Annotated in this window: 16 protein-coding genes; 7 read left to right on the plus strand and 9 right to left on the minus strand. The window is 56.8% G+C overall.

Translation table 11 applies throughout. From position 1 onward, the window contains the following. Positions 1-38 precede the first annotated feature (38 nt). Positions 39-2,585 (minus strand): nitrite reductase large subunit NirB, encoded by a 2,547-nt coding sequence (gene nirB / locus M5M_RS06220; protein ID WP_015046621.1) that lies wholly within the window; start codon positions 2,583-2,585, stop codon positions 39-41. Between the two features lie 14 nt (positions 2,586-2,599). Then, the gene (cobA, locus tag M5M_RS06225; RefSeq protein ID WP_015046622.1) at positions 2,600-3,478 is read right to left on the minus strand and encodes a uroporphyrinogen-III C-methyltransferase; all 879 of its coding nucleotides are present in this window, start codon (positions 3,476-3,478) and stop codon (positions 2,600-2,602) included. A 525-nt stretch (positions 3,479-4,003) separates the two neighbouring features. On the opposite strand from cobA, the gene M5M_RS06230 reads away from it, so the two are divergent. The 6 genes from M5M_RS06230 to M5M_RS06255 all read left to right on the plus strand — a co-directional run bounded on the left by M5M_RS06230 (position 4,004) and on the right by M5M_RS06255 (position 10,621). Beyond that, positions 4,004-6,253: a molybdopterin oxidoreductase family protein gene (locus M5M_RS06230; RefSeq protein WP_015046623.1), complete on the plus strand. Its 2,250-nt coding sequence runs from the start codon at positions 4,004-4,006 to the stop codon at positions 6,251-6,253. A 166-nt stretch (positions 6,254-6,419) separates the two neighbouring features. Next, positions 6,420-8,438, plus strand: a complete 2,019-nt coding sequence (locus tag M5M_RS06235) for a DmsC/YnfH family molybdoenzyme membrane anchor subunit (protein WP_015046624.1) — start codon at positions 6,420-6,422, stop codon at positions 8,436-8,438. A 49-nt stretch (positions 8,439-8,487) separates the two neighbouring features. Next, positions 8,488-8,859 carry a hypothetical protein gene (locus M5M_RS06240; protein WP_016389263.1) on the plus strand — a complete coding sequence of 124 codons (372 nt, stop codon included), beginning with the start codon at positions 8,488-8,490 and terminating at the stop codon, positions 8,857-8,859. A gap of 74 nt (positions 8,860-8,933) precedes the next feature. Beyond that, complete coding sequence (locus M5M_RS06245) at positions 8,934-9,320, plus strand: hypothetical protein (protein WP_015046626.1); 387 nt, start codon at positions 8,934-8,936, stop codon at positions 9,318-9,320. Positions 9,321-9,322: 2 nt separating this feature from the next. Continuing rightward, positions 9,323-10,303 (plus strand): GTP 3',8-cyclase MoaA, encoded by a 981-nt coding sequence (gene moaA, locus M5M_RS06250; protein ID WP_015046627.1) that lies wholly within the window; start codon positions 9,323-9,325, stop codon positions 10,301-10,303. Positions 10,304-10,309: 6 nt separating this feature from the next. Further along, positions 10,310-10,621: a hypothetical protein gene (locus tag M5M_RS06255; protein ID WP_015046628.1), complete on the plus strand. Its 312-nt coding sequence runs from the start codon at positions 10,310-10,312 to the stop codon at positions 10,619-10,621. Positions 10,622-10,696: 75 nt separating this feature from the next. On the opposite strand, the gene M5M_RS06260 is transcribed toward M5M_RS06255, so the two are convergent. The 7 genes from M5M_RS06260 to M5M_RS06290 form a co-directional block, all read right to left on the minus strand. Then, positions 10,697-12,307: a glycosyl hydrolase family 18 protein gene (locus M5M_RS06260; protein WP_015046629.1), complete on the minus strand. Its 1,611-nt coding sequence runs from the start codon at positions 12,305-12,307 to the stop codon at positions 10,697-10,699. Then, positions 12,304-13,605: a methyltransferase family protein gene (locus M5M_RS06265; RefSeq protein ID WP_016389265.1), complete on the minus strand. Its 1,302-nt coding sequence runs from the start codon at positions 13,603-13,605 to the stop codon at positions 12,304-12,306. The genes M5M_RS06260 and M5M_RS06265 overlap by 4 nt, the downstream gene beginning before the upstream one ends. Positions 13,606-13,656: 51 nt before the next feature. Further along, positions 13,657-15,462 (minus strand): glycosyl hydrolase family 18 protein, encoded by a 1,806-nt coding sequence (locus tag M5M_RS06270; RefSeq protein WP_015046632.1) that lies wholly within the window; start codon positions 15,460-15,462, stop codon positions 13,657-13,659. A 422-nt stretch (positions 15,463-15,884) separates the two neighbouring features. Beyond that, positions 15,885-16,589, minus strand: a complete 705-nt coding sequence (locus M5M_RS06275) for an alpha/beta hydrolase (protein ID WP_015046633.1) — start codon at positions 16,587-16,589, stop codon at positions 15,885-15,887. Positions 16,590-16,788: 199 nt separating this feature from the next. Further along, positions 16,789-18,270: an amidase gene (locus M5M_RS06280; protein ID WP_015046634.1), complete on the minus strand. Its 1,482-nt coding sequence runs from the start codon at positions 18,268-18,270 to the stop codon at positions 16,789-16,791. 108 nt (positions 18,271-18,378) lie between these two features. Beyond that, positions 18,379-19,197 carry an SDR family oxidoreductase gene (locus M5M_RS06285; protein WP_015046635.1) on the minus strand — a complete coding sequence of 273 codons (819 nt, stop codon included), beginning with the start codon at positions 19,195-19,197 and terminating at the stop codon, positions 18,379-18,381. Positions 19,198-19,215: 18 nt separating this feature from the next. Continuing rightward, the gene (locus tag M5M_RS06290) at positions 19,216-19,980 is read right to left on the minus strand and encodes an enoyl-CoA hydratase-related protein (RefSeq protein ID WP_015046636.1); all 765 of its coding nucleotides are present in this window, start codon (positions 19,978-19,980) and stop codon (positions 19,216-19,218) included. A 114-nt stretch (positions 19,981-20,094) separates the two neighbouring features. Here M5M_RS06290 and M5M_RS06295 point away from each other — a divergent pair, with 114 nt between their 5' ends. After that, positions 20,095-20,598 carry a GNAT family N-acetyltransferase gene (locus M5M_RS06295; RefSeq protein ID WP_015046637.1) on the plus strand — a complete coding sequence of 168 codons (504 nt, stop codon included), beginning with the start codon at positions 20,095-20,097 and terminating at the stop codon, positions 20,596-20,598. Positions 20,599-20,605 lie beyond the last annotated feature (7 nt).

Below are 20,605 nucleotides of genomic sequence, written 5' to 3' on the forward strand. Positions count from 1 at the left end.
ATACGGGTGGCATTACCACCCGCTTTGATCAGGGGTTATCAGGCCAGCGCCGGTTCTTCTTCCAGTTCCACCGAAGGGATGCGTTCTTCGTCGGTGGCCGGTCGGATTTGCTCGCGCTCTACCACGTACACGAGATTGTCGTCGCGCGCGCTGTCGTTAATGAAATGGCTGAAGCGCTTGAGTTTTTCCGGGTTTTCAATGGTGGTTTTCCACTCGCACTGATAGTTACCGATATTGTGGGCCATTTCGGCTTCCAGCTCGGCACCCAGACCCAGCGAATCCTGGATAATCACTTTTTTCAGATAATCCAGCCCGCCTTCCAGATTCTCCAACCACACGCTGGTGCGCTGCAGGCGATCGGCGGTGCGGATGTAGAACATCAGGAAACGGTCCACGTACTTGATCAGGGTGTCTGTATCCAGATCGGTGGCAAACAGGTCTGCGTGACGCGGGCGCATACCGCCGTTACCGCACACGTACAGATTCCAGCCTTTTTCGGTGGCGATGATGCCCACGTCTTTACACTGAGCTTCCGCACACTCACGGGTACAACCGGATACTGCAAACTTGAGTTTGTGCGGCGAACGCAGGCCCTTGTAGCGGTTTTCAATGTCGATGGCGAGGCCGACGGAATCATCCACACCGTAGCGACACCAGGTGGAACCCACGCAGGATTTCACGGTGCGCACGCTCTTGCCGTAGGCATGACCGGTTTCAAAACCGGCATCCACCAGTTTGCGCCAGATAACCGGTAAATCATTCAGTTGCGCACCGAACAAATCCACGCGCTGGCCACCGGTGATTTTGGTGTAGAGGTTGAACTCTTTCGCCACCTGACCCAGTACAATCAGTTTATCGGGTGTGATTTCACCGCCGGCCACGCGCGGTACAACGGAATAGGTGCCGTCTTTCTGCAGGTTGCCCAGGTACAGATCGTTGGTGTCCTGCAGGCCCATATGGGCATCTTCCAGAATATAGTCGTTCCAGAACGACGCAAGAATAGAGCCCACCGCCGGCTTACAGATATCGCAGCCATGACCACTGCCGTGACTTTCCAGTAATGCTTCGAAGGTCTTGATCTTTTTCACGCGCACAATATCGGCCAGCTCTTTGCGCGAGTAGGCAAAGTGTTCGCAGATATCGTTTTTCACTTCCACGCCCAGCTTTGTGAGCTCGGAGTCCATTACCTGCTTGACCAGCGCCGCACAGCCACCGCAGGCGGTGGAGGCTTTGGTGACGTTTTTGATATCGCCAATGGTGTGTGCGCCGTCCTGTACCGCGCAGCAAATAGCACCTTTGGACACGTCCATGCAGGAACAGATCTGGGCGCTGTCGGGCAGTGCATCCACACCCATGACCGCGCCGGCGCCATCCACGGAGGGCAGGATCAACGCATTGGGATCCTCGGGCAAATCCATTTCGTTAACACACAACTGCTGCAGGGTACCGTAGGCTTCGGCATCACCCACCAGCACCGCGCCCAGTAATCGGGTGTTATCACCGGAGACAATGATGCGTTTGTACACTTCATCCACATCGTTGCTGTAGGTGTAACTTTTGCTGCCCGGTGTGTTGCCGTGGGCATCGCCCACCGAGGCCACATCCACACCCAACAGCTTCAGCTTGGTACTCATGTCGGCGCCGGTAAATTCTTCCGTGCCACCTTGAATCTGGCTGAAGGCTACCTTGGCCATGTGATAACCGGGCGCGACCAGACCGTAAATCTTGTTATCCCACAGGGCACATTCACCGATGGCGTAGACATCTTTTTTCGAGGTCTGGCACTGGTTATTGATGACAATGCCGCCACGCTGACCCAGCTCCAGGCCGCACTTGCGCGCCAGCTCATCCTGGGGACGGATACCGGCCGAGAACAGAATCATATCGGTTTCAAGGAAGCTGCCATCGGCAAAGTTCATGCGGTAGCGGCATTCTTCGCCTGCCACAATTTCGGTTGTGGCTTTCTGGGTATGCACTTTCACGCCCAGGTTTTCAATTTTGTGGCGCAGCAGTTTGCCGCCACCTTCATCCAACTGTACCGCCATCAGACGCGGGGCAAATTCCACCACGTGGGTTTCGAGGCCCGCTTGCTTGAGTGCATTGGCCGCCTCCAGACCCAGCAGGCCACCGCCCACAACCACGCCCACTTTGCTCTGGCTGGCAGAGCTGGTGATGGCTTCCAGATCTTCAATGGTGCGGTACACCAGACAATGGGGCTGATCGTTGCCGGGAATGGGTGGCACAAACGGATAGGAACCGGTGGCCAGCACCAGCTTGTCATAGGCTTCGCGCCGGCCGCTGGCGGTAATCACTTCTTTGTTGTCGAAGTCCAGATCCACCACTTTGTCTTTCAGTACATACTGAACCTTGTTGTCCTGGTAGTAACCCTCAGTGGTCAACGCCAGGTCTTCGGCCGTTGAGCCGGAAAAGTATTTCGACAACTGTACGCGGTCGTAAGCCAGGCGAGGCTCTTCGGAGAAGGTAATCACCTGGTAATTGTCTGCGTGCTCGGAAGTGACCACATTATCAATGAATTTGTGGCCCACCATGCCGTTTCCGACAACCACAATGCGCTGTTTACTCATACCGCTTCCTCAAGTCAGGCTGACAGTTTGTTCTTACTTTGTTCAAAGGGAGAGGCCACTTCGGCATAGCGGGCGTTCGCCTGCCCTGCCGCGTCCGCCTCAAACCACGCGAGCTGGTCGCGCAGGGAAACCACATCACCCACCACAATCAACGCGGGTGATTCAATCTGATGCTCGGCCACCAATGCACCAAGCTGAGCAAGGTCACCGGTGACCACGCGCTGGGACGCCGAGCAACCGCGTTCAATAAGCGCCACCGGCTTTTCCGCTGCCATGCCGGCGGCAAGCAATTCGTTCTGAATGCGCTGGGCTGAACCCAGGCCCATGTAAAACACCAGCGTGTGGCCACTGTGCGCCAACGCCTCCCAATTGGTGTGCAATTCCTTTTCGCCGTGGGCGGTGACAAAGCTCACACCCTGGGTCAGACCGCGATGGGTCAGCGGGATACCGGCATAAGCGGTTGCACCCGCACCGCTGGTGATACCAGGCACAACATCCACGGAAATGCCGGCTTTTTTCAGTTCCAGCATTTCTTCACCGCCGCGGCCGAACACAAACGCGTCTCCGCCTTTCAGGCGGCACACGTGCAGCCCCAGATTGGCGGTTTCCACCAACAGACGGTTGAGTTCATCCTGAGGAATCGAGTGGCGATCTTTGGCCTTGCCCACGTAGATTGCCGGTGTGTTGCGGGGGAAGAGCGCGCGGATGTCTTCGCTGACGAGGCGGTCATAAAAAATGATGTCGGCAGCGTTCAGACACTTCACTGCTTTCAGTGTAAGCAGCTCCGCATCGCCAGGGCCTGCCCCTACCAACGACACATGGCCAATGGCACGACTGACCCGCGGCTTGATGCCGGCAAGGAACTGAATGCGATGGCTTGGGCTGGCTTTCATGGCTGACTCCGTGGGCATCAATGGCGATACCGGTTTGCTTTCGAGCCAGTAAGAGCAAGGACAATGCCAAAACGTTTTTTTTAATCAGATTTTCTTTGCAACAGAAAGCAGGCGGCGTTTTTTGCGGGCCCTATATAGAAGCAACACCGAAAAACGACGCGCGGAGCACCATAAGTGCCCAGTGCGCACCATTTGAGCACCCTTCGCGCCAGACTCCGTGCGCCCTTTTGGTTCGCACAGCACCACGAGTGAACACACCAGAATTCGCGCACGCACCATAGAAAATCACTGCGCACTCTTTTGATGCGGATGCACTGGGAAAGCAGCCCCTTTTTGGGCTGTTTTCCGGTGGCTTGCACAGAATTGCATCACGCGTCCCGCTCTACAGCCGGTTCGGCTGCCCGGAAAACCGACCGAACAAGGCAAATTTCAAGTTGGCTCGGTATTTGCCTTTACGGTAGACAGAGATGAAAACTACTCCCTTTTGAGTAGTTGGGGTGCACACAGAGAGTCACAGGAATTCACATGATTTTCGGTCGTAAAAAGCGCAAACCCATTTCCATTCCCGCCAAGCCGGTTAAAGAATGGAAATACACTACCTGCAACTATTGCTCAACCGGTTGCTCCATTGAACTGGGGCTCAATAGCGAAGGCAAAGTCATTACCAGCCGAGGCCATGCCGGTGCCGATGTGAACCGGGGCAAGCTGTGCATCAAAGGTTTGCTGGAGCACGATCTGTTTCACTCCCCCGGCCGAGGCACGGTGCCACTGGCGCGGGAAAAGGCACACCTGCCGTTCGCCCCCACCAGCTGGGATGCCGCCCTGGACACCACCGCAGCCAAGATTAAAGAAATTCAGGAAAAATACGGGCGCGACAGTTTTGCCATTGTGTCTACCGGTCAATTATTAACCGAAGAATTTTACGCACTGGGAAAACTGGTGCGCGGCCAGATTGGCACCAACAACTACGATGGCAACACCACCCTGTGCATGGCCTCTGCCGTATCCGGTTACAAGCGTTCATTCGGTTCAGACGGCCCGCCCGGGTGCTACGACGACTTTGAACACACAGGTTGTTTAATGGCATTCGGCTCCAACCTGCCCGAACAGCACCCGATCATCTACTGGCGCCTTAAAGAAGCACGCGAGAAGCGCCATTTCCCGATGATTGTGGTAGACCCACGTGTCACCATGCTGGCTCAGTTTGCCGACATTCACCTGCCCATCACGCCCGGCACCGATACGGTGCTGATCAATGCCATGATGCACGTGATATTCAAGGAAGGCCTGGCTGACGACGACTACATTGCCAAACACACCAAGGGCATCGACGATCTGAAGCAACTGGTGCTGGAAAAATACGACCCCAAACACGCGCAACACATTTGCGGCATCGACGAAGACCGTATCCGTCACGTGGCGCGGGTGTACGCCAAGGCCAGCTCGGCCATGAGCATCTGGACCATGGGCATCAACCAGTCCACTCACGGTTCGGATGGGGTGTGCAACATCAATAACCTGAACCTGATTACCGGCAATATCGGCAAGCCCGGTGGCACCAGCTTGTCGATTACCGGCCAGTGCAACGCCATGGGCACGCGTGAGTGGTCTTCCTGCTCAGGCCTGCCCGGCTACCGCTATCTGGAAAAACCCAAAGACCGCAAGCATATCGCCGATTTCTGGGGCATTGATGAGTCTTTCTTTCCGCCCGCGCGTGGGCTCGCGCAAACGGATATTTTTCCCGCCATTGAATCCGGTCAGATCAAAGGTCTGTGGCTCGTCGCTACCAACCCCATGACTTCCATGCCCAACCAGCCGCGCATCCGCAGGGCCATGGAGAAGCTGGAATTCCTGGTGGTGCAGGATGTGTATCAGGATGTGGAAACCAACCAGTTTTCGCACGTGTACTTTCCCGCTGCGGTCTGGGCCGAAAAAGAAGGTTGCCACACCAATACCGAGCGCCGGGTCAACCTCACGCGCAATGTATTGCCGGCCTACGCAGATTCCAAGCCGGACTTCTGGATTTTCAAGGAAATGTCCAAGCGCTTTGAAGACCGCAACAAACTGCATTTCCCGCAATCTGCCGAAGAGGCCTTTAACGAGATGCGCGAGCTGTCCAAAGGTGAAGGCCGCACGCTGGATATTTCCGGCATGACCTGGGATCGCATTGAAGCCGCGCGCGGCATCCAATGGCCCTACACCGAAGCCGACGCCGCCCGCGATGAAGAAAAACTCGGCAAGGTGATTGCGTTTGACCAGAAGCAGCGGGTGGATTTCCTCGGCAACCGGCGCCTCTATACCGACGGTGTTTTTCAGACCGAGGATGGACGCGCCAATCTGATTTGCGTGGATTTTGTTAACAACAACGAATGCCCCGATGACGATTACCCTTTCTGGCTCAACTCGGGCCGGGTGGTGGAGCACTTTCACACCCGTACCCGCACCGGAAAAATCGGCAACTGCAACAAGTTCAGCCCCACGCCCTACATGGAGATGAACCCGGATGCGGCAGCCGAACTCGGCATTGAACACGGCAGCTATGTGCGGTTGGTGAGCCGGCGCGGCGATGCGGTGGTGATGGTGCAAACCACCCACCGGGTAGGACGCGACATGCTGTTTATTCCATTCCACTTCCACGATTGCGTGAACCGACTGACCCTGGGTTTATTGGACCCCTACTCGCGCCAACCGGCGTTTAAGCAAAATGCCGTGCGGGTAGAGAAAGTGGATCAGAAGGAAGCGGCGCAGCTGAATCTGGAGCGGCGCAAGTTTTAACTGGGTGCGGGGCGGGCTCCGGGTATGGCTAATGGGCACGCATGAATTCATCCCTGAAGCTCCGCGCAGGCGTCCTGCCTGCGAGGGCCCAACCGCCATACCCGAAGCCCGCCAGCAAAGTCCGGCGGATGACGAAAAAGACGAAACACCTTAGCGAGACAGTTTGATGACCAGCAAAGACAACCAGTACGAGAAATTTCCGGGAAGCGATCTTCCCGGCAGCGACCTGCCGGGCACTGCGTCTAAGCCAGCCACAGGTGAACAAAAGTCCGGCAATGCCGGCGCCATGATCTGGGAAATCCGCACCGAAGAGCAGCCCTACGCGTTTTTGTCTGACAAAAAGATCGACGAAAAGAACCGCTACGGCCAACTGATCGACCTGATCGATCTTACCGAGCACAAGTTGCCGGTGGGGCGTTCGCTGCACATTAATGAAAACCCGGCGGTGGGCACCAACCCAAACCGCAATAAGCAGCACGGCTTCTTTTTTACCGCCGATAATTGCATTGGCTGTCACGCCTGTGAAGCGGCCTGTTCGGAGAAAAATGAAAACCCGGCGCACCTGGCGTTCCGCTCGGTGGGTTATGTGGAAGGCGGCAGCTACCCCGACTACAAGCGCATGAATATTTCCATGGCCTGCAACCACTGCGACAACCCCGTGTGCCTGAAAGGCTGCCCGACCCGCGCCTACACCAAGCACGTGGAATACGGTGCGGTATTGCAAGACCCGGAAACCTGCTTCGGTTGTGGCTATTGCACCTGGGTCTGCCCCTACAACGCGCCGCAACTGGACCCCATCAAAGGCCAGGTATCCAAGTGCAACATGTGCGTGGACCGCCTGGAAGTGGGTCTGAAGCCCGCGTGTGTGTCTGCCTGCGTGGGCAACGCGCTCGACTTTGGCGTGATCGAAAACATTCCGGAAAACCGCGAACAAGCGCTGACCGAAATTCCCGGCTTCCCCACTCCCGAAATTACCCACCCGAACGTACGCTTCCAGCAGATTACCCGTCTGCCCGATGAAATGAAGCGTACCGATTCCATGCCGCTGAAATACCACAAAGATGAGAACGGCCGCTATAAACCCGCCATCGATCAGAAAAAAGGTGTGCAAAAGCATTGGAACCTTGCGCGTTTGAGCTCGCGCGAAAATCCGCTGGTGCTGTTTACTTTGTGTTCGCAAGCGGCCATTGGCGCCTTTGGCCTGAGCTTTCTGGGTGCCGAGTTGGGTGTTGAACAGCTGGCTGCCTTCCGCGACTCTGCGCTCTACGCACCGCTCGCGATCCTGAGCTTTTTGCTGGTGGGTTTTGGCTTGTTCATGTCCACCATGCACCTGGGCAAGCCGCACCGTTTTTATCGCGGCTTCAACAACCTGCGCCACTCACCCGTGTGCCGGGAGGGCCTGGGCATTGCCCTGTTCATGGGTGGTTTGGGCATGCACATTCTGTTCAGTCTGCCGGCGAACAGCATTTTTCAGGGCCTGTATCAGTGGGCCTTTGGCAGTGAGGTGAGCACATTGATCAGCGCGCCCACTGCCGCCTCATGGGCTGCCGGTTTCGGTTACTTTGCGATTCCCGCAAGTCTTGTGGGCCTCTACTACATGAACAAGTGCTATCGCATTGAAGCCCGCCCGTTCTGGAATCACTGGCAGGTGGCAACGGCCTTCTTCGGCAACATGTTCTCGCTCGGCGGTCTGGTGGCAGGCCTGGTGATGGTGCCTACGCTGGCGCTTACCGATCAGGCTTACGACACTGCCCTGTTGATCTGTGGCAGCGCGATGGCGTTGGGTCTGGCCGCGGAAGGTATGGGTCATCTGGCGCACAGCAAGGCCATGGGTACTGCTGCGCACGAAGGCGGCGCCAGCTACTACATTCAATCCACCACCTTCGGTAAAACCTTCCTGTTGCGCAATGCGCTGCTGGGTCTGAATCTCGTGCTGGTGCTGAGTCTGCTCGCCGCGCTGGTGGTCTGGCAGCTGGCAGGTATTTACGCGCTGTTGGCGTGGACGCTGGCGGGGCTGTTGCTGGTGGGCACGTCGGTCATCGGCCGCGCCCTCTTCTATGTGCTGGTGGTACCTACTACCATGCCCGGCGCCTTCTTCTGGAAGAACAAAGGCTTCGAAGAACACGCCCGCGACATCGGCCTGGCCAACATGCCGCAGGTAGGTGTGGTACCGTTGACGCATTAAGAAGCTGGTTGCTCGTTTCCAGGAACTAGCGGCTAGAGGAACTGAATAGATGACATTAGAAGAGCTACTAAACAAAACCTGCCTGATTGGCCTGTCCTATTTCGACCTCAACGGCGATGCCCTCAAGCAAACCCAACACGCGGGCAAAGTGATCAAGGTGGATGCAGAGATGGGCATTACCGTGCAGCTGCACAGCACCCTCACGCAAGAGACGCCCGAATTCATTCTGCCGCCCAATCTGGACGCCTGGTACAAGGCGCCTGCCGGCCACTACAAGCACGCTGCCAGTGGTGTAGACATCGAGAACCCCGACTTCCTGGTGACCTGGGACATCCACCGCACCCAGGAAACCCGATCCGACGGCCAGCACGAGTGGTGGGAATGGGCACCCAACCTGCAGGCGCCCTCGGTGGGCAGCTGAGGAAACCTCTGCAGGGCTGGCACAGATAGCTTTATTGCCGATATGATGGGCAGGTCCTGCCACTGAGAACGATGATGACCCGGCTAATTATACTGATCAGCCTGACAATTGCCCTGCCCTGTCTGGCCTCAGACCGCTTTGATTCCATCGCGCGAAGCTTTCTTACCTATATCGCGCAAGAAAAATTCGAGCGCGCAGCGGGCATGGTAGATTACCGTGAACGCTATACATTCGATGCCCAACACCTTGAAGCCTTGTTTCCGGAAACCTTTGACGCTGCCGACTGCAAGGCCATTGCAGCAATCAATAATCTGAAAGTCAGCGCCAAGATCACTCACGCTTATTATTCCTACTTGTGCAACTTCACCTCAGTACACATCACCATGGACGTCAAAACCAAAAAAATTCTTAACGTCACCGCTGATACCGATCTTATCAGCGGCGCCAGCGAAATGTACTAACGATGCTCGTTGATTCGTTTGGTCGCATCATCGACTATATCCGCCTGTCTGTAACCGACCGGTGCGATTTCCGCTGCGTCTATTGCATGGCCGAAGAAATGACCTTCATGCCACGCGAGCAGGTATTGAGCCTGGAAGAACTGGTGGCGGTGGGCCGCGCCTTTGTCGAACTGGGTGTAAAAAAGATCCGTATTACCGGTGGCGAACCCTTGGTTCGGCGCGGGGTGATGAAAGTCTTTGATGAGTTGGGACAGTTGCCGCTGGAGGAACTGACACTCACTACCAACGGTTCACAATTGCCGAAGTACGCCAGCGCTCTGCGCGCGGCAGGTGTTAAACGCATCAATATCAGCCTTGATACGCTCGACCCGGAAAAATTCCATCAGCTCACCCGCACTGGCCAGTTATCCCAGGTGCTCGACGGCATCAAAGCCGCGCAGGATGCGGGTTTTGAACGCATCAAACTCAATGCCGTGATTCTGAAGAACCGCAATGCCGCCGAGGTGCCTGCCCTCACCCGGTTTGCGTTGGAGCAGGGACTGGACATCAGCTTTATTGAAGAAATGCCACTGGGCAGCATTGTGGAACACAGCCGTGCACTGGAGTTCTGTTCCAGCGCAGAGTTGCGCGCGCTGCTGTCGCAGCATTTTTCACTGGCGCCATTGGAAGACGAAACTGCGGGCCCTTCGCGTTATTGGCGTGCCGACCAATACGCCAGCCGTATTGGTTTTATTTCACCCCACTCAGAAAACTTCTGTGCCAGCTGTAACCGCGTACGGGTCAGCGCCGAGGGTAAACTGCTTCTGTGCCTGGGCAATGACCATGCAGCCGATTTGCGAGCGGTGCTTCGAGCTCACCCGGGTGATGACAAAATGCTGAAGATAGCGATAATGGACGCCATGCAACACAAACCCGAACGACACCATTTTAACCACTCAGACGAACCGCAAATAGTTCGGTTTATGAATACCACCGGGGGATAATCAGCAATGCAATGGATGTTGACGCTGATTGGTATTGCCATGCTGTCCGGCTGCGCATCAATGGCGATGTATGAAAAACAACGTGGCGAACACTGCGGCGCCAACGCCGAATGCCGGGCCCAACAACGAAAGGAGCAAGAGACTGCCGGAGCGATTGAGTCAGCCATCATTATCGGCGCTACAGAAGCCGTAGTAGACGCAGTCTCCCAGAAAAAGGAACCCACCCCTCAAGCTGTCGATCCCGGCTACCAATGCCGAAATCCCGATGACGTCGTCATCTGCTCCGCCCTCGATGGCTGTTACTGCGCAGAAAAATAAACCTGTAAACCTGGGTCTAAACCGGGGGTCAGACTCCCCCAAACTTTAGTTTGGGGGAGTCTGACCCCACCTTGTTTACGGGAGGTTGTGAACGTGGGAGCCTACGGGGCCTGAAAAAATGCCGCCGTCGTGCATGTCCCAATTGATGGACCAGGTCATGACGCCGTTGAAGGCCGGGTAGGCTTGTGACGGGGTCAGTGTCTGGCAATTGGCGCGCGCAGTGAGGCAATCCAGCGTTTTTTTGATGTCGGCCGTGGAGGCAAACCCACTGGAGGCGGCGGTGGGACCGGACGGCAATGCCAGACCGATTTGTTCGGGGCGCAGGCCCTGAAAAAATCCGGCGTTGCCACGTTCGAGCGGGAAGCCTTCAATTAACATCAATGCAGACGACACCATCATGTCGACCGAACCCGCCGCATAAGCCTGGTCCCGATAAGGCGTGGCGAGTCCGCCGTTGTTGTAGAGCTGCACATGCAACAGATCCAGTTCGTTGCGCAGACCATCGATGAGCGGCAGGTAGGCACCCCAAATTCCTGAGTAAGCCACATAGCCACCCTGCACGTAAGGGTGCTCCGGCGCCATGGACAAATACAGGTTGGGGAAACGCTGTTTCAGTTGTTTCACCGAGGTCACAAGGTTTTGTACCACCGGCGCACCGTGCATCACCCCGGCACCCGATTCCAGATCGATATCGATGCCGTCAAAACCATACTCATCGATAATGGCCGCGGTTGAATTAACAAAATTAGTGACATTTTCGCTGGTATTCAGCGTCACAGTGCCATTCTGACCACCAAACGACAGCACCACAATTTTGCCGGCAGCGCGCTTGGCTGCCACGTCGGCAATAAACTGCGCTTTGTTCAATCCGGGATCTAAATTAAACGCCACGCTGCCATTGCCGGCGTCGTCGGCAAAGGCCACCACAATCACATCCCATACGTCCGACACCTGGCTGATGCGATACAAACCAGAGCCGTTATCAAAGTTGTGCCAGTAGCCGACCAGTGCATGCGCAGGCAACTTGCCACTGTTACCGCCGGACGATGATCCACTCGAGGACGAGCTGCCTGACGAACTGCCCGACGAAGAACCGCTGGAAGAAGAACCACCCGACGATGAGCTACCTGAGCTGCCACAGTCGCCCACCTGGGTCCAGGCATCCTGCCAATGTGCGCCGGTACCCGGGGCATAGGCCCAGGCGGCAGAGGATGAACACCAACCGGGAATATCGCAACGGAACTCTTTGTCTGCATTGCTGACCAGCGCGTTCAACGCGTAGGCCGTGCCAGCAACATATTGCGCCGAACTGCAATTGCCTGTGCCACCGGAAGAAGATGAACCAGAGGAAGAACCGCCCGAGGAAGAGCCTGAGGAGGTGCTGGAACCACCGGACGAGCTGCCAGAGGAACTGGTGCCGCCGGATGAACTACTGGACGAGGAACTGCCATCGCAGGCGTGCTCGTAACGCCAGACATCCCAAGTGCCCGAATGGGTACTGGGATCTTCATTCTGGGTCCACCATTTTGCGCTGTAGGCATTCGCCTGATGTTGAATTTTTACGCCGCCCACGTAGGCTTGGCTGCTGTTCCAGCTGGCCAGCCCATCACAAGACTGGGCGACAGCCGCCACGGAAAGTAACGCGCCGGCCGCGACCAGCGCAACATGAATGATCGATCGTTTCATTGATTTTCCTCTGCGCCAGACACCGGTTTCATCGGCAACGCCAGCATGCGGGCGATCAGGTTTTTAAGCCGGGCCATGAGACCATGCTTGGCAATGAACAACATGTATTGCCGATACACCGGATCGCGCGACAAGTGCCGCTCTTCGGTTTTGGCGCGAATAAAGTAAATGCCATTTAACAGCAACAGCATGCCGCATTGACGCACACTCTGTTCCAGGCTGACCGATACCATGAATGGCATGCTGATTAACCACCAGGACAGATTTTTGCTGAGATAGGCAGGGTGTTTAGTCCACCGGAAAGGGCCATTGGTTAAAATGCCCCGGTGGGTGAGATTGGAAAAACGCAGGCCGAAAGCCATGCTGGCCCACACATAGATGCCAATGCAACACAGGATTGCACTGCCCCACAAGGTATAGGCCCAGGGCGTCGCCCAGAACCAGTAACCCCAGGCCGGCCCCTGATCGTATTGGATATAGGTGCCCGAGATCAGACTCCAGAACGGCTGGTAGCAAGCCAGCGCAACCGCCCAACCCAACAAACTGGGTTCGGTTGAACGGATGTGAGAATCCAGCAAGCGCAAGGTAAAACTGTAACCCACGCAGACAATCAACAGATCAACGTAGTAAAGCACGTTGAACGCCGCATCAAACACCGATTGAAAACTGCCATTGATGGCAGAAAAATCCGTATTGATCAGTTGGGTTAAATTGTTGCCAAGGTACACAAACATCAGCGGCAAAAAGAAACCTTTCACCGCCCAACCCAATAACAACTGGGTCAGTGCCTCGCACCAGGTTTCGCGCCCCAGCAACCAACGGCCAAACAGCCAGTAGCTGTCTTGCGGCTGTGTTTGCCAGCCGTCCACCCACCACACATAGGGCACAGCAAAGAGCAACCAATAGGGCAACACCTTGAAAAGTACCGTGTAAAACGGATCGTAAAACGTGCCCTGGTATTCGGGTAATAGCCAATAGGTCAATGCCACGGCCGTGATACATCCGGCCAACGCCAACAGTTTTACTATCACGCGCTGAATCTTTGGCTGGAAACCCGAGCCGGTTAAACCCGCGCTTTCGCGCCGCCAGGGTTTCAGAAAAAGCGCTTCCAACCCTGCAATAGGCAAGGCCCAGGCCAAGCCCACCAACACGCAGGCCCAGGTCCGGCTGTCCAGTACATCCGGGTTAAAAACCAGCCAGGCGGAAGCCATTCCCGCGCACACCAGTCCGGTCAGATTAATGCCCATGTGGGTTGCAGAAGTGGGTGGGGCGTCTTGGTTTTGCGTGGATGCAGACATGGTGTTTCCCAGATAAAACGGCCCCGTTAAGGGGCCGTTGTTGCAACGATGTTATTGATTTGCCTTGATGGCATTTACCAATTCACCGTTGGTGGTATCACCACTCAACTCCCAGAAGAAAGCGCCGCCCAGGCCCTGACTTCTGATGTACTGCATCTTGCCAGCGATGGTGCTGGGCGTGTCGTAGCTCCACCAGTTGTTGCCGCAATGGGCGTAGGCTGTGCCGGCAATGGTGCCATTGGCGGGGCAGGTATTTTTCAGCACTTTGTAGTCTTCAATCCCTGCTTCATAGGTGCCAGTGGCCGCGCCGGTGGCGGAACCGCCGGGTGCCGATTGTGTCACACCAGTCCAACCGCGGCCGTAGAAGCCAATGCCCAACAGGATCTTGTCAGCCGATACACCTTTGCTCTTCAACACCTGGATGCCGTTGTCGGAACTGAAGCCTTCGATTGGCATACCCGGATAGTTATAGAGAGCGGAATGAGGCGCGGTGGGGCCGGTTTTATCCCAGGCACCGAAGAAGTCGTACGTCATCAGCATGTAGAAATCCACATACTGTGCCGCACCACCGTAATCGGCAGCATTGAGTTTGGCCGCGCCCGCACCGATGGCGCTGGTCACCAGTTTGTTACCAAACTTGTTGCGCAATGCACGCATCAGATCAGAGTAACCGTAGAAGCCGGAATTATCGCAGGTAAGGCCGCATTCGTTCGGGTATTCCCAATCGATGTCGATGCCGTCAAACACGCCGTTCCAACGCGGGTCGAAGACCAGGTCGTAACAGGAGTTAGCAAAGGCTTCGGGATTCGCCGCCGCCTGGCCGAAACCGCCGGACCAGGTCCAACCACCGAAAGACCAGATCACTTTCAGGTGCGGGTACTTGGCTTTCAGTTTGCGCAACTGATTAAACGAACCGCGCAACGAACCGGTATCCCAACTGTCTGCCACGCCATCCACACTTTCGCCGGCGTTGTAGAAACGGTCGTAATCGGCATAAGAATCACCAATCACACACTGACCATTCTGCACGTTGCCGAAGGCATAAAGAATGTGAGTCATTTTTGCAGCCGAACCGGAGGTATCGATATTTTTCACGTGATAGTTGCGGCCATACACGCCCCACTGGGCGAAATAACCAATCACTTTACCGCCGCCCGAACTGCTGGAACCGCCGGAAGAACTGGTGGAACCACCCGAGGAAGAACTGCCGGATGAGGTGCTGCCGCCGGAAGACGTGGAGCCTGACGAGGTGCTGCCGCCGGACGAGGTAGATCCGGATGACGTGCTACCGCCTGACGAGCCCGACGATGATGAACCGCCGGTGCAGCTGCCATCATTGCGCCATGGCCCCCACTCGCCGCCGGAGGCAGGGTTATCGCCCTGGGTCCACCACTTGGCGGTGTAGGCTGTGCCCAGGTACTGGACTTTGTCACCGCCGTTGTAGACCGCCGTGGCATTCCACAGCGCCGGCGTGCTGCCGCAATCACCGGTGCCACCCGACGAGGTGCTGCCACCGGATGAACCGGACGAAGAACTGGTGGAACCACCGGAGCTGGTAGAGCCGCCCGAAGATGACGAGCTGGATGAACTGGATGAAGAGCCCGTGTCGCCATCGCAACTGCCCAGATCGGTCCAGGCATCACCGTTGGCCCAACCCACGCCGGGTTCGTAAGCGCCGCCCTGGGAGCACCAGCCGCCCACTTTGCATTCGAACGCGCGGGCGTTGTGTTTTACCAGCGCACCATTGGCGTAACTGGTGCCGGCACTATAGGCATTGAGGTTTGTGCAATCGTAGGCGTAGCTTGGGAGAGCAATGGCTCCCAACAGCAAGCCCGCCGTTATGGTTATTTTTTTCATGGCCGTTCCGTTGTGACTGAATTGAGAGTGGGCTTTCGCCCTGGCCACGCGGTTATTACCACCAAACCACCATAACGCGATGCCAGGGGTGACCCCCGGTTATGCCCGCGCCCGGGCTTGTGCAAGGTGCACGCTACTTCGCGTCGTCGTCCAGGCGCCTTGCTGGACAACGTTGTCCAAAATTAGCGGGGCAAATACAACGTTGTCAATTGTTCAGAGGGCGCCACGCCAGCGAGGAGAGAGTCCGCCTAATTCGCCGAAATACCACCTAAATGACGTCATTAAGCGGTTAAATGACTATAAGTATCGTTGATTTTGGCGCCAGACCCGGCGTAAAAGAAAACCAAAATGTGACCTGGTCAGAGGTTGGTCAGGCGAATAAATCACGCCTGACCGGCATAAAAATGGTACGACAGAACCAGTCAGAGCAGGCTCAATTGTCGGCTGACGGTATAACGCTGCAGACCGAAATGGCCATAGTTATAGGAATAGGTCGCCCTTTCACCCGCAATCTGGCTGGAATGGACGCCGTAGATCAGGCAGCTACCGGTGGCACACACCACCTGATCCACCCAGCTTTTTATGGAGTAGACACGGCTGGCGATGCGTTTTCCGTACAGCCAGTCAAGGAAGGGGCTGGACACTGACAGGCCATCGCGGCCACAGGTGGACGTCACCACCGCCGCAGGCCAGATGCCACAACTCATCAGGCCGCGGTAAGCGCCGGCAATACCGATAAACGCGTCGACTTTGTCCACGTGACCGGCCTTGATGATTTGCTGGGCCGCCAGAGTCACCCCCATGGAATGACCAATCACATCAATTTTTCCCGTACAGGAAGCGGTGATAGCCGCTTCGATCGCATTGCGTACCGGCGTTTCTTCTGCGCCGCTGTGATTGTTGCAGGCAGCGCAGGTGGAAGATCCCCAAATGGGCGTGAAAATCTGGCTGTTTGTGTAGCCTTGCCCTTTCAGGCCGTCAACCGTAGCGGCCCAATCGGCTGGCGACCCGGTATTGCCGTGCACCAACACCACATTATCTACGCAGGCAGAAAAGCTGGCCGGTGCGAACAGAACAAAAGAAAAAACCAAACTGAAGCGACCTAGCATCGCGGTAATATTTTTCATTGCAGGGTTCCTTACGCGTGGACGAGCGTGGACACCATGCATTGCTGCAACCGCGTTCGTCAGTGTTGTTATTGTGTTGTACTGACGTTCTCAACGTTTGCAGGCTAGAAAAAATAACCGGCGCCGGCTATGCGACCTTGGTATGCACAAGGCTTCCCCACAAAAGCACCAAGGGGTCTGGCCCCTTGGTATTTTCGGCTTAGAGCGGTGGGCGTTTATCGAACCAGGGCGCTTGTTGCTCCAACTGGTGGGCCAGTTGTAACAGGCGACCTTCATGGCCCATGGGCGCGGTGAACTGGCTGCCGAGCGGGAGGCCGGCTTCGGTCCAGTAGAGGGGTACCGACATGCCCGGCAAGCCGGTGACATTGCCCATCAGGGTAAACGCCATGCGCGACAGCACCCGTTCGGACAAGGTAAACAACAAGCCGGAGGCCATCAGCAAACGGCCCAGTGGCAGGAAGCGGCCGGCGCGCATCTGGAAGGCTTCAAAGGCCGACGGCGGAATCACACCGTGGGGTGCGGGTTCGCTGATCAGCGTGGGGGTCAACAACAGATCAAAGCGCTCGAAATAATTGCTCATGGCCATGCGCACGCCGTGCCAGCCTTCTTTGGCGGCCGCCACATCAACCGACCGGAACGAACGCCCAAGCATACCCATGGACAAGGTGCCCGCCTCCAATTCGCGCGCCGCTTGCGCGCCGAACTCGCGCCGGATCTGCTCGATTTTGTTGGCCACGTGCCCGCTGGTCACGGTGAGAAAATCGCGCCAGAGTTTATCGGCATCAATCACCGGATCGGCTTCCACCAGATGGTGTCCGGCGGCTTCCAATAAACGCAGCGTGTGCTCCAACGCTTTTTTTGCATCCGGTGATACCTGTGCGGGAATCATCGGTTTAAGCGAATAACCGATGGTCAGGGGTTTCAACGGGCGCTGCATCTGGGCCAAGAAAGACTCAGTGGGCTTGGGTACCGGAAACCCGGCCCCGGCTTCTGAGCCACACAAGGCATCGAGCATGGCGGCACTGTCGCGCACCGACAGCGTCAAGGGATGACCGGCAATGGCGCCATCCCATCCCTCCATTTCAAACGGGCCGGTGGGATTGCGCCCGCGCGAGGGTTTCAAACCAAACACCCCGCAGCAGGCGGCGGGAAAACGAATGGAGCCACCACCGTCATTGGCGCTGGCCATGGGCACAATGCGCGCGGCCACGGCGGCGGCCGATCCGCCACTGGAACCGCCGGTGGAGTAGCCGGCTTTCCACGGATTGTGCGCCGGACCAAAGGCCGCGGGTTCAGTTGAAATCATCAAACCGAGTTCCGGCAAATTGGATTTGGCAAAAGGCACCAGGCCCGCCGCCAGATAACGGTCGGTAATCTCCGCATTGCGCGGCGGGTACCAGCGCACGGCGCGGGTGCCAAAACTGGTGGGCTGGCCTTCCAGATCATCAAGCAGGTCTTTCAGGATAAACGGCACGCCGGCAAAGGGCCCTTGCGGCAAACCGGCGCGGATGCGCGCGCGCGCGGCATCGTGGAATGCGTGAATCAGGCAATTGAGTGAAGGGTTGAGTTCCGCCGCCCGGGCAATGGCCAGGTCGAGCAACTCTTCAGGCTTCACCTGCCCCTGTCGCACCAGTTCGGCGAGGCCGGTGGCATCGTATTGGATATATTCAGAAAACTTCACGGCGCGTCCTTATTGTTGTTATTCAGTTGCTTACTCTGTTTGCGTTACCCATCTTACAAAAAAGCCCGCGTGAGTGACTACGCGGGCTTGTCGACACCTTCGGGCGAATCAGCTTTTTTTGCTCATGGCCGCGAATGCCGCCAGCGATTCACTCATGCTGCCGGCACCGTTCTGGGCCCAGCCGCCATCCACCGGCAGCACCACGCCACTGACGTAGCTGCCCAGATCAGATGCCAGGAACAAGCAGGCATTGCCGATGTCTTCCGGCTGCCCCATGCGCTTGAGCGGCACCGATTGCACACAGGCTTCGCGCATTTCCTCGGTGGGCGCCAGCCGTGCCATGCCTTCGGTATTATCGATGGGACCGGGCACAATCGAATTCACCCGCACGCCGTCAACGCCCCACTCCATCGCCAGGGTGCGGGTAATCATATCCACGCCCGCTTTGGCGGCACACACATGGCTTTGGGCCTGCATGGGAATAAACGCCTGCGGCGCAGATATATTGATGACCGTCGCACCCGGTTTTTTCAAATGCGGGTACACCGCCTGCATGACGTGGAAGGTGCCCATCAGGTCGATATCAATAACCGCTTTGAATGCATTGGCCGACATGCCCATGGCAGTGGCCGGGAAATTACCCGCCGCGCCCGATACCACCACATCCAGATCGCCAAAGGCCTGTTGCACAGAAGCAACGCCAGCCGCGATAGCATCCGGGTTGCGTACATCGGCAGCAAAGCCCATGGCGTCACTGCCCAGCGCTTTTAACGCCGTGACCGTGGCATCCACTTTGTCCTGCGAGCGACTGGCAACCGCCACACGGGCACCGTGGCGGGCAAACAGCTCTGCTACACCCCGGTTAATTCCGCTGGTGCCACCCACAACCAATACATTTTTGCCGGCAAAATCCAGTGTGATTGTCATTGATAACTCCCTGCGCGATCAGTTGAAAGAAGAAAAATCGGGTTTGCGCTTTTCAAAAAACGCGGTGGCCGCTTCCTTGAATTCACCGCCGGCAAGCAATTCTGCAAACAGGCCGAATTCGTTTTTCATCACCTGCTCAACGGTGTCCAATACCGGTGCCCTGAGCAACGCTTTGGTTTTACGGACTGCCGCCGGCGGCTGGGCGGCTAAGCGCAGTGCCTGCGCACGGGCATGAGCGTGCACATTCGCTTCCACCGCATTGACAAAGCCCAGTTGCGCGGCTTTTTCCGCATTGAACATCTCGCCCAGCAACAGCAGCTCGGCCGCTGCCGCCTGCCCCGCCAAGCGCGGCACCAAAAAGCTGGATGCATATTCGGGCACCAGTCCCAGGTTCACAAACGGCATCTGGAAACGCGCGGTGTTATCGGCGTACACCAGATCGCATTGCAACAACAGGGTTGTGCCAATGCCAATTGCCACCCCATCCACCGCCGCCACAACCGGCTTGGGAAATTTCAACAGGGCCATCAGAAAATGCACCACCGGGTGCGACTCATCCAGCGGTCCCGCGGACAGAAAATCACTCAGGTCGTTGCCGGAGGTGAAATTGCCATCGACGCCGCTGATTAATGCCACGCGCACATCCGGATTCGCGGCCGCGTCGTTCAACGCCGCCGCCAATGCAGAGTACATGGCCAAGGTAATCGCGTTTTTGCGTTCGGGGCGATTGAATTGCAGGTGCAGTACCCGATCGGACAGGTTACTTGTAATATGCTCGGTCATGATATTGATCTTATATGGTCACAAAACACACCCGAGTGTAGCAGTCTGCCGGGGCTTAACACTGGCATAAGCGCTCAGAATGACTGTTCATATCGCCAACGGATGGAGTTCTCGATGGCAAACCCTCCCCTTACCAGCCCGCGTCTGCGGTTTGAAGCGCTCAGCCGCCATCACGCTCCGCTGGTTTTCGCACTGTTCAACGACCCTGCGTTTATCCGCTATGTGGGTGACCGGGGCATCAGAACGGTGGAGGACGCCGTGGCACAAATCGAAGGACCGCTCGCGCGCCAGCAGCGACCCTACGCCACTAAATATGCGGTTTATGATGGCGACAAGCCCATTGGTCTGTGTGGCCTCATGCAACGGGATTACCTGCCCGCGCCGGATCTGGGCTATAGCTTTTTGGCCGAAGCCCGGGGCCGCGGTCTGGCCCGTGAAGCCGCGCGCTGGGTACTGTACAACTGCGCGCTGGCGACTGTTTACGCCATGGTCAATCAACATAACCAGCCGTCGCGCGCGCTGCTCGAGGATATGGGCTTTGCCGTTACACCGGTCGGAAAGATACAGATCCCCTTTATCGATACGCTGCTGTACGTAAAAAAAACCGGCAGTGTATAAGTCTACT

The sequence above is a fragment of the Simiduia agarivorans SA1 = DSM 21679 genome, assembly GCF_000305785.2.
GTDB classification, from domain to species: domain Bacteria; phylum Pseudomonadota; class Gammaproteobacteria; order Pseudomonadales; family Cellvibrionaceae; genus Simiduia; species Simiduia agarivorans.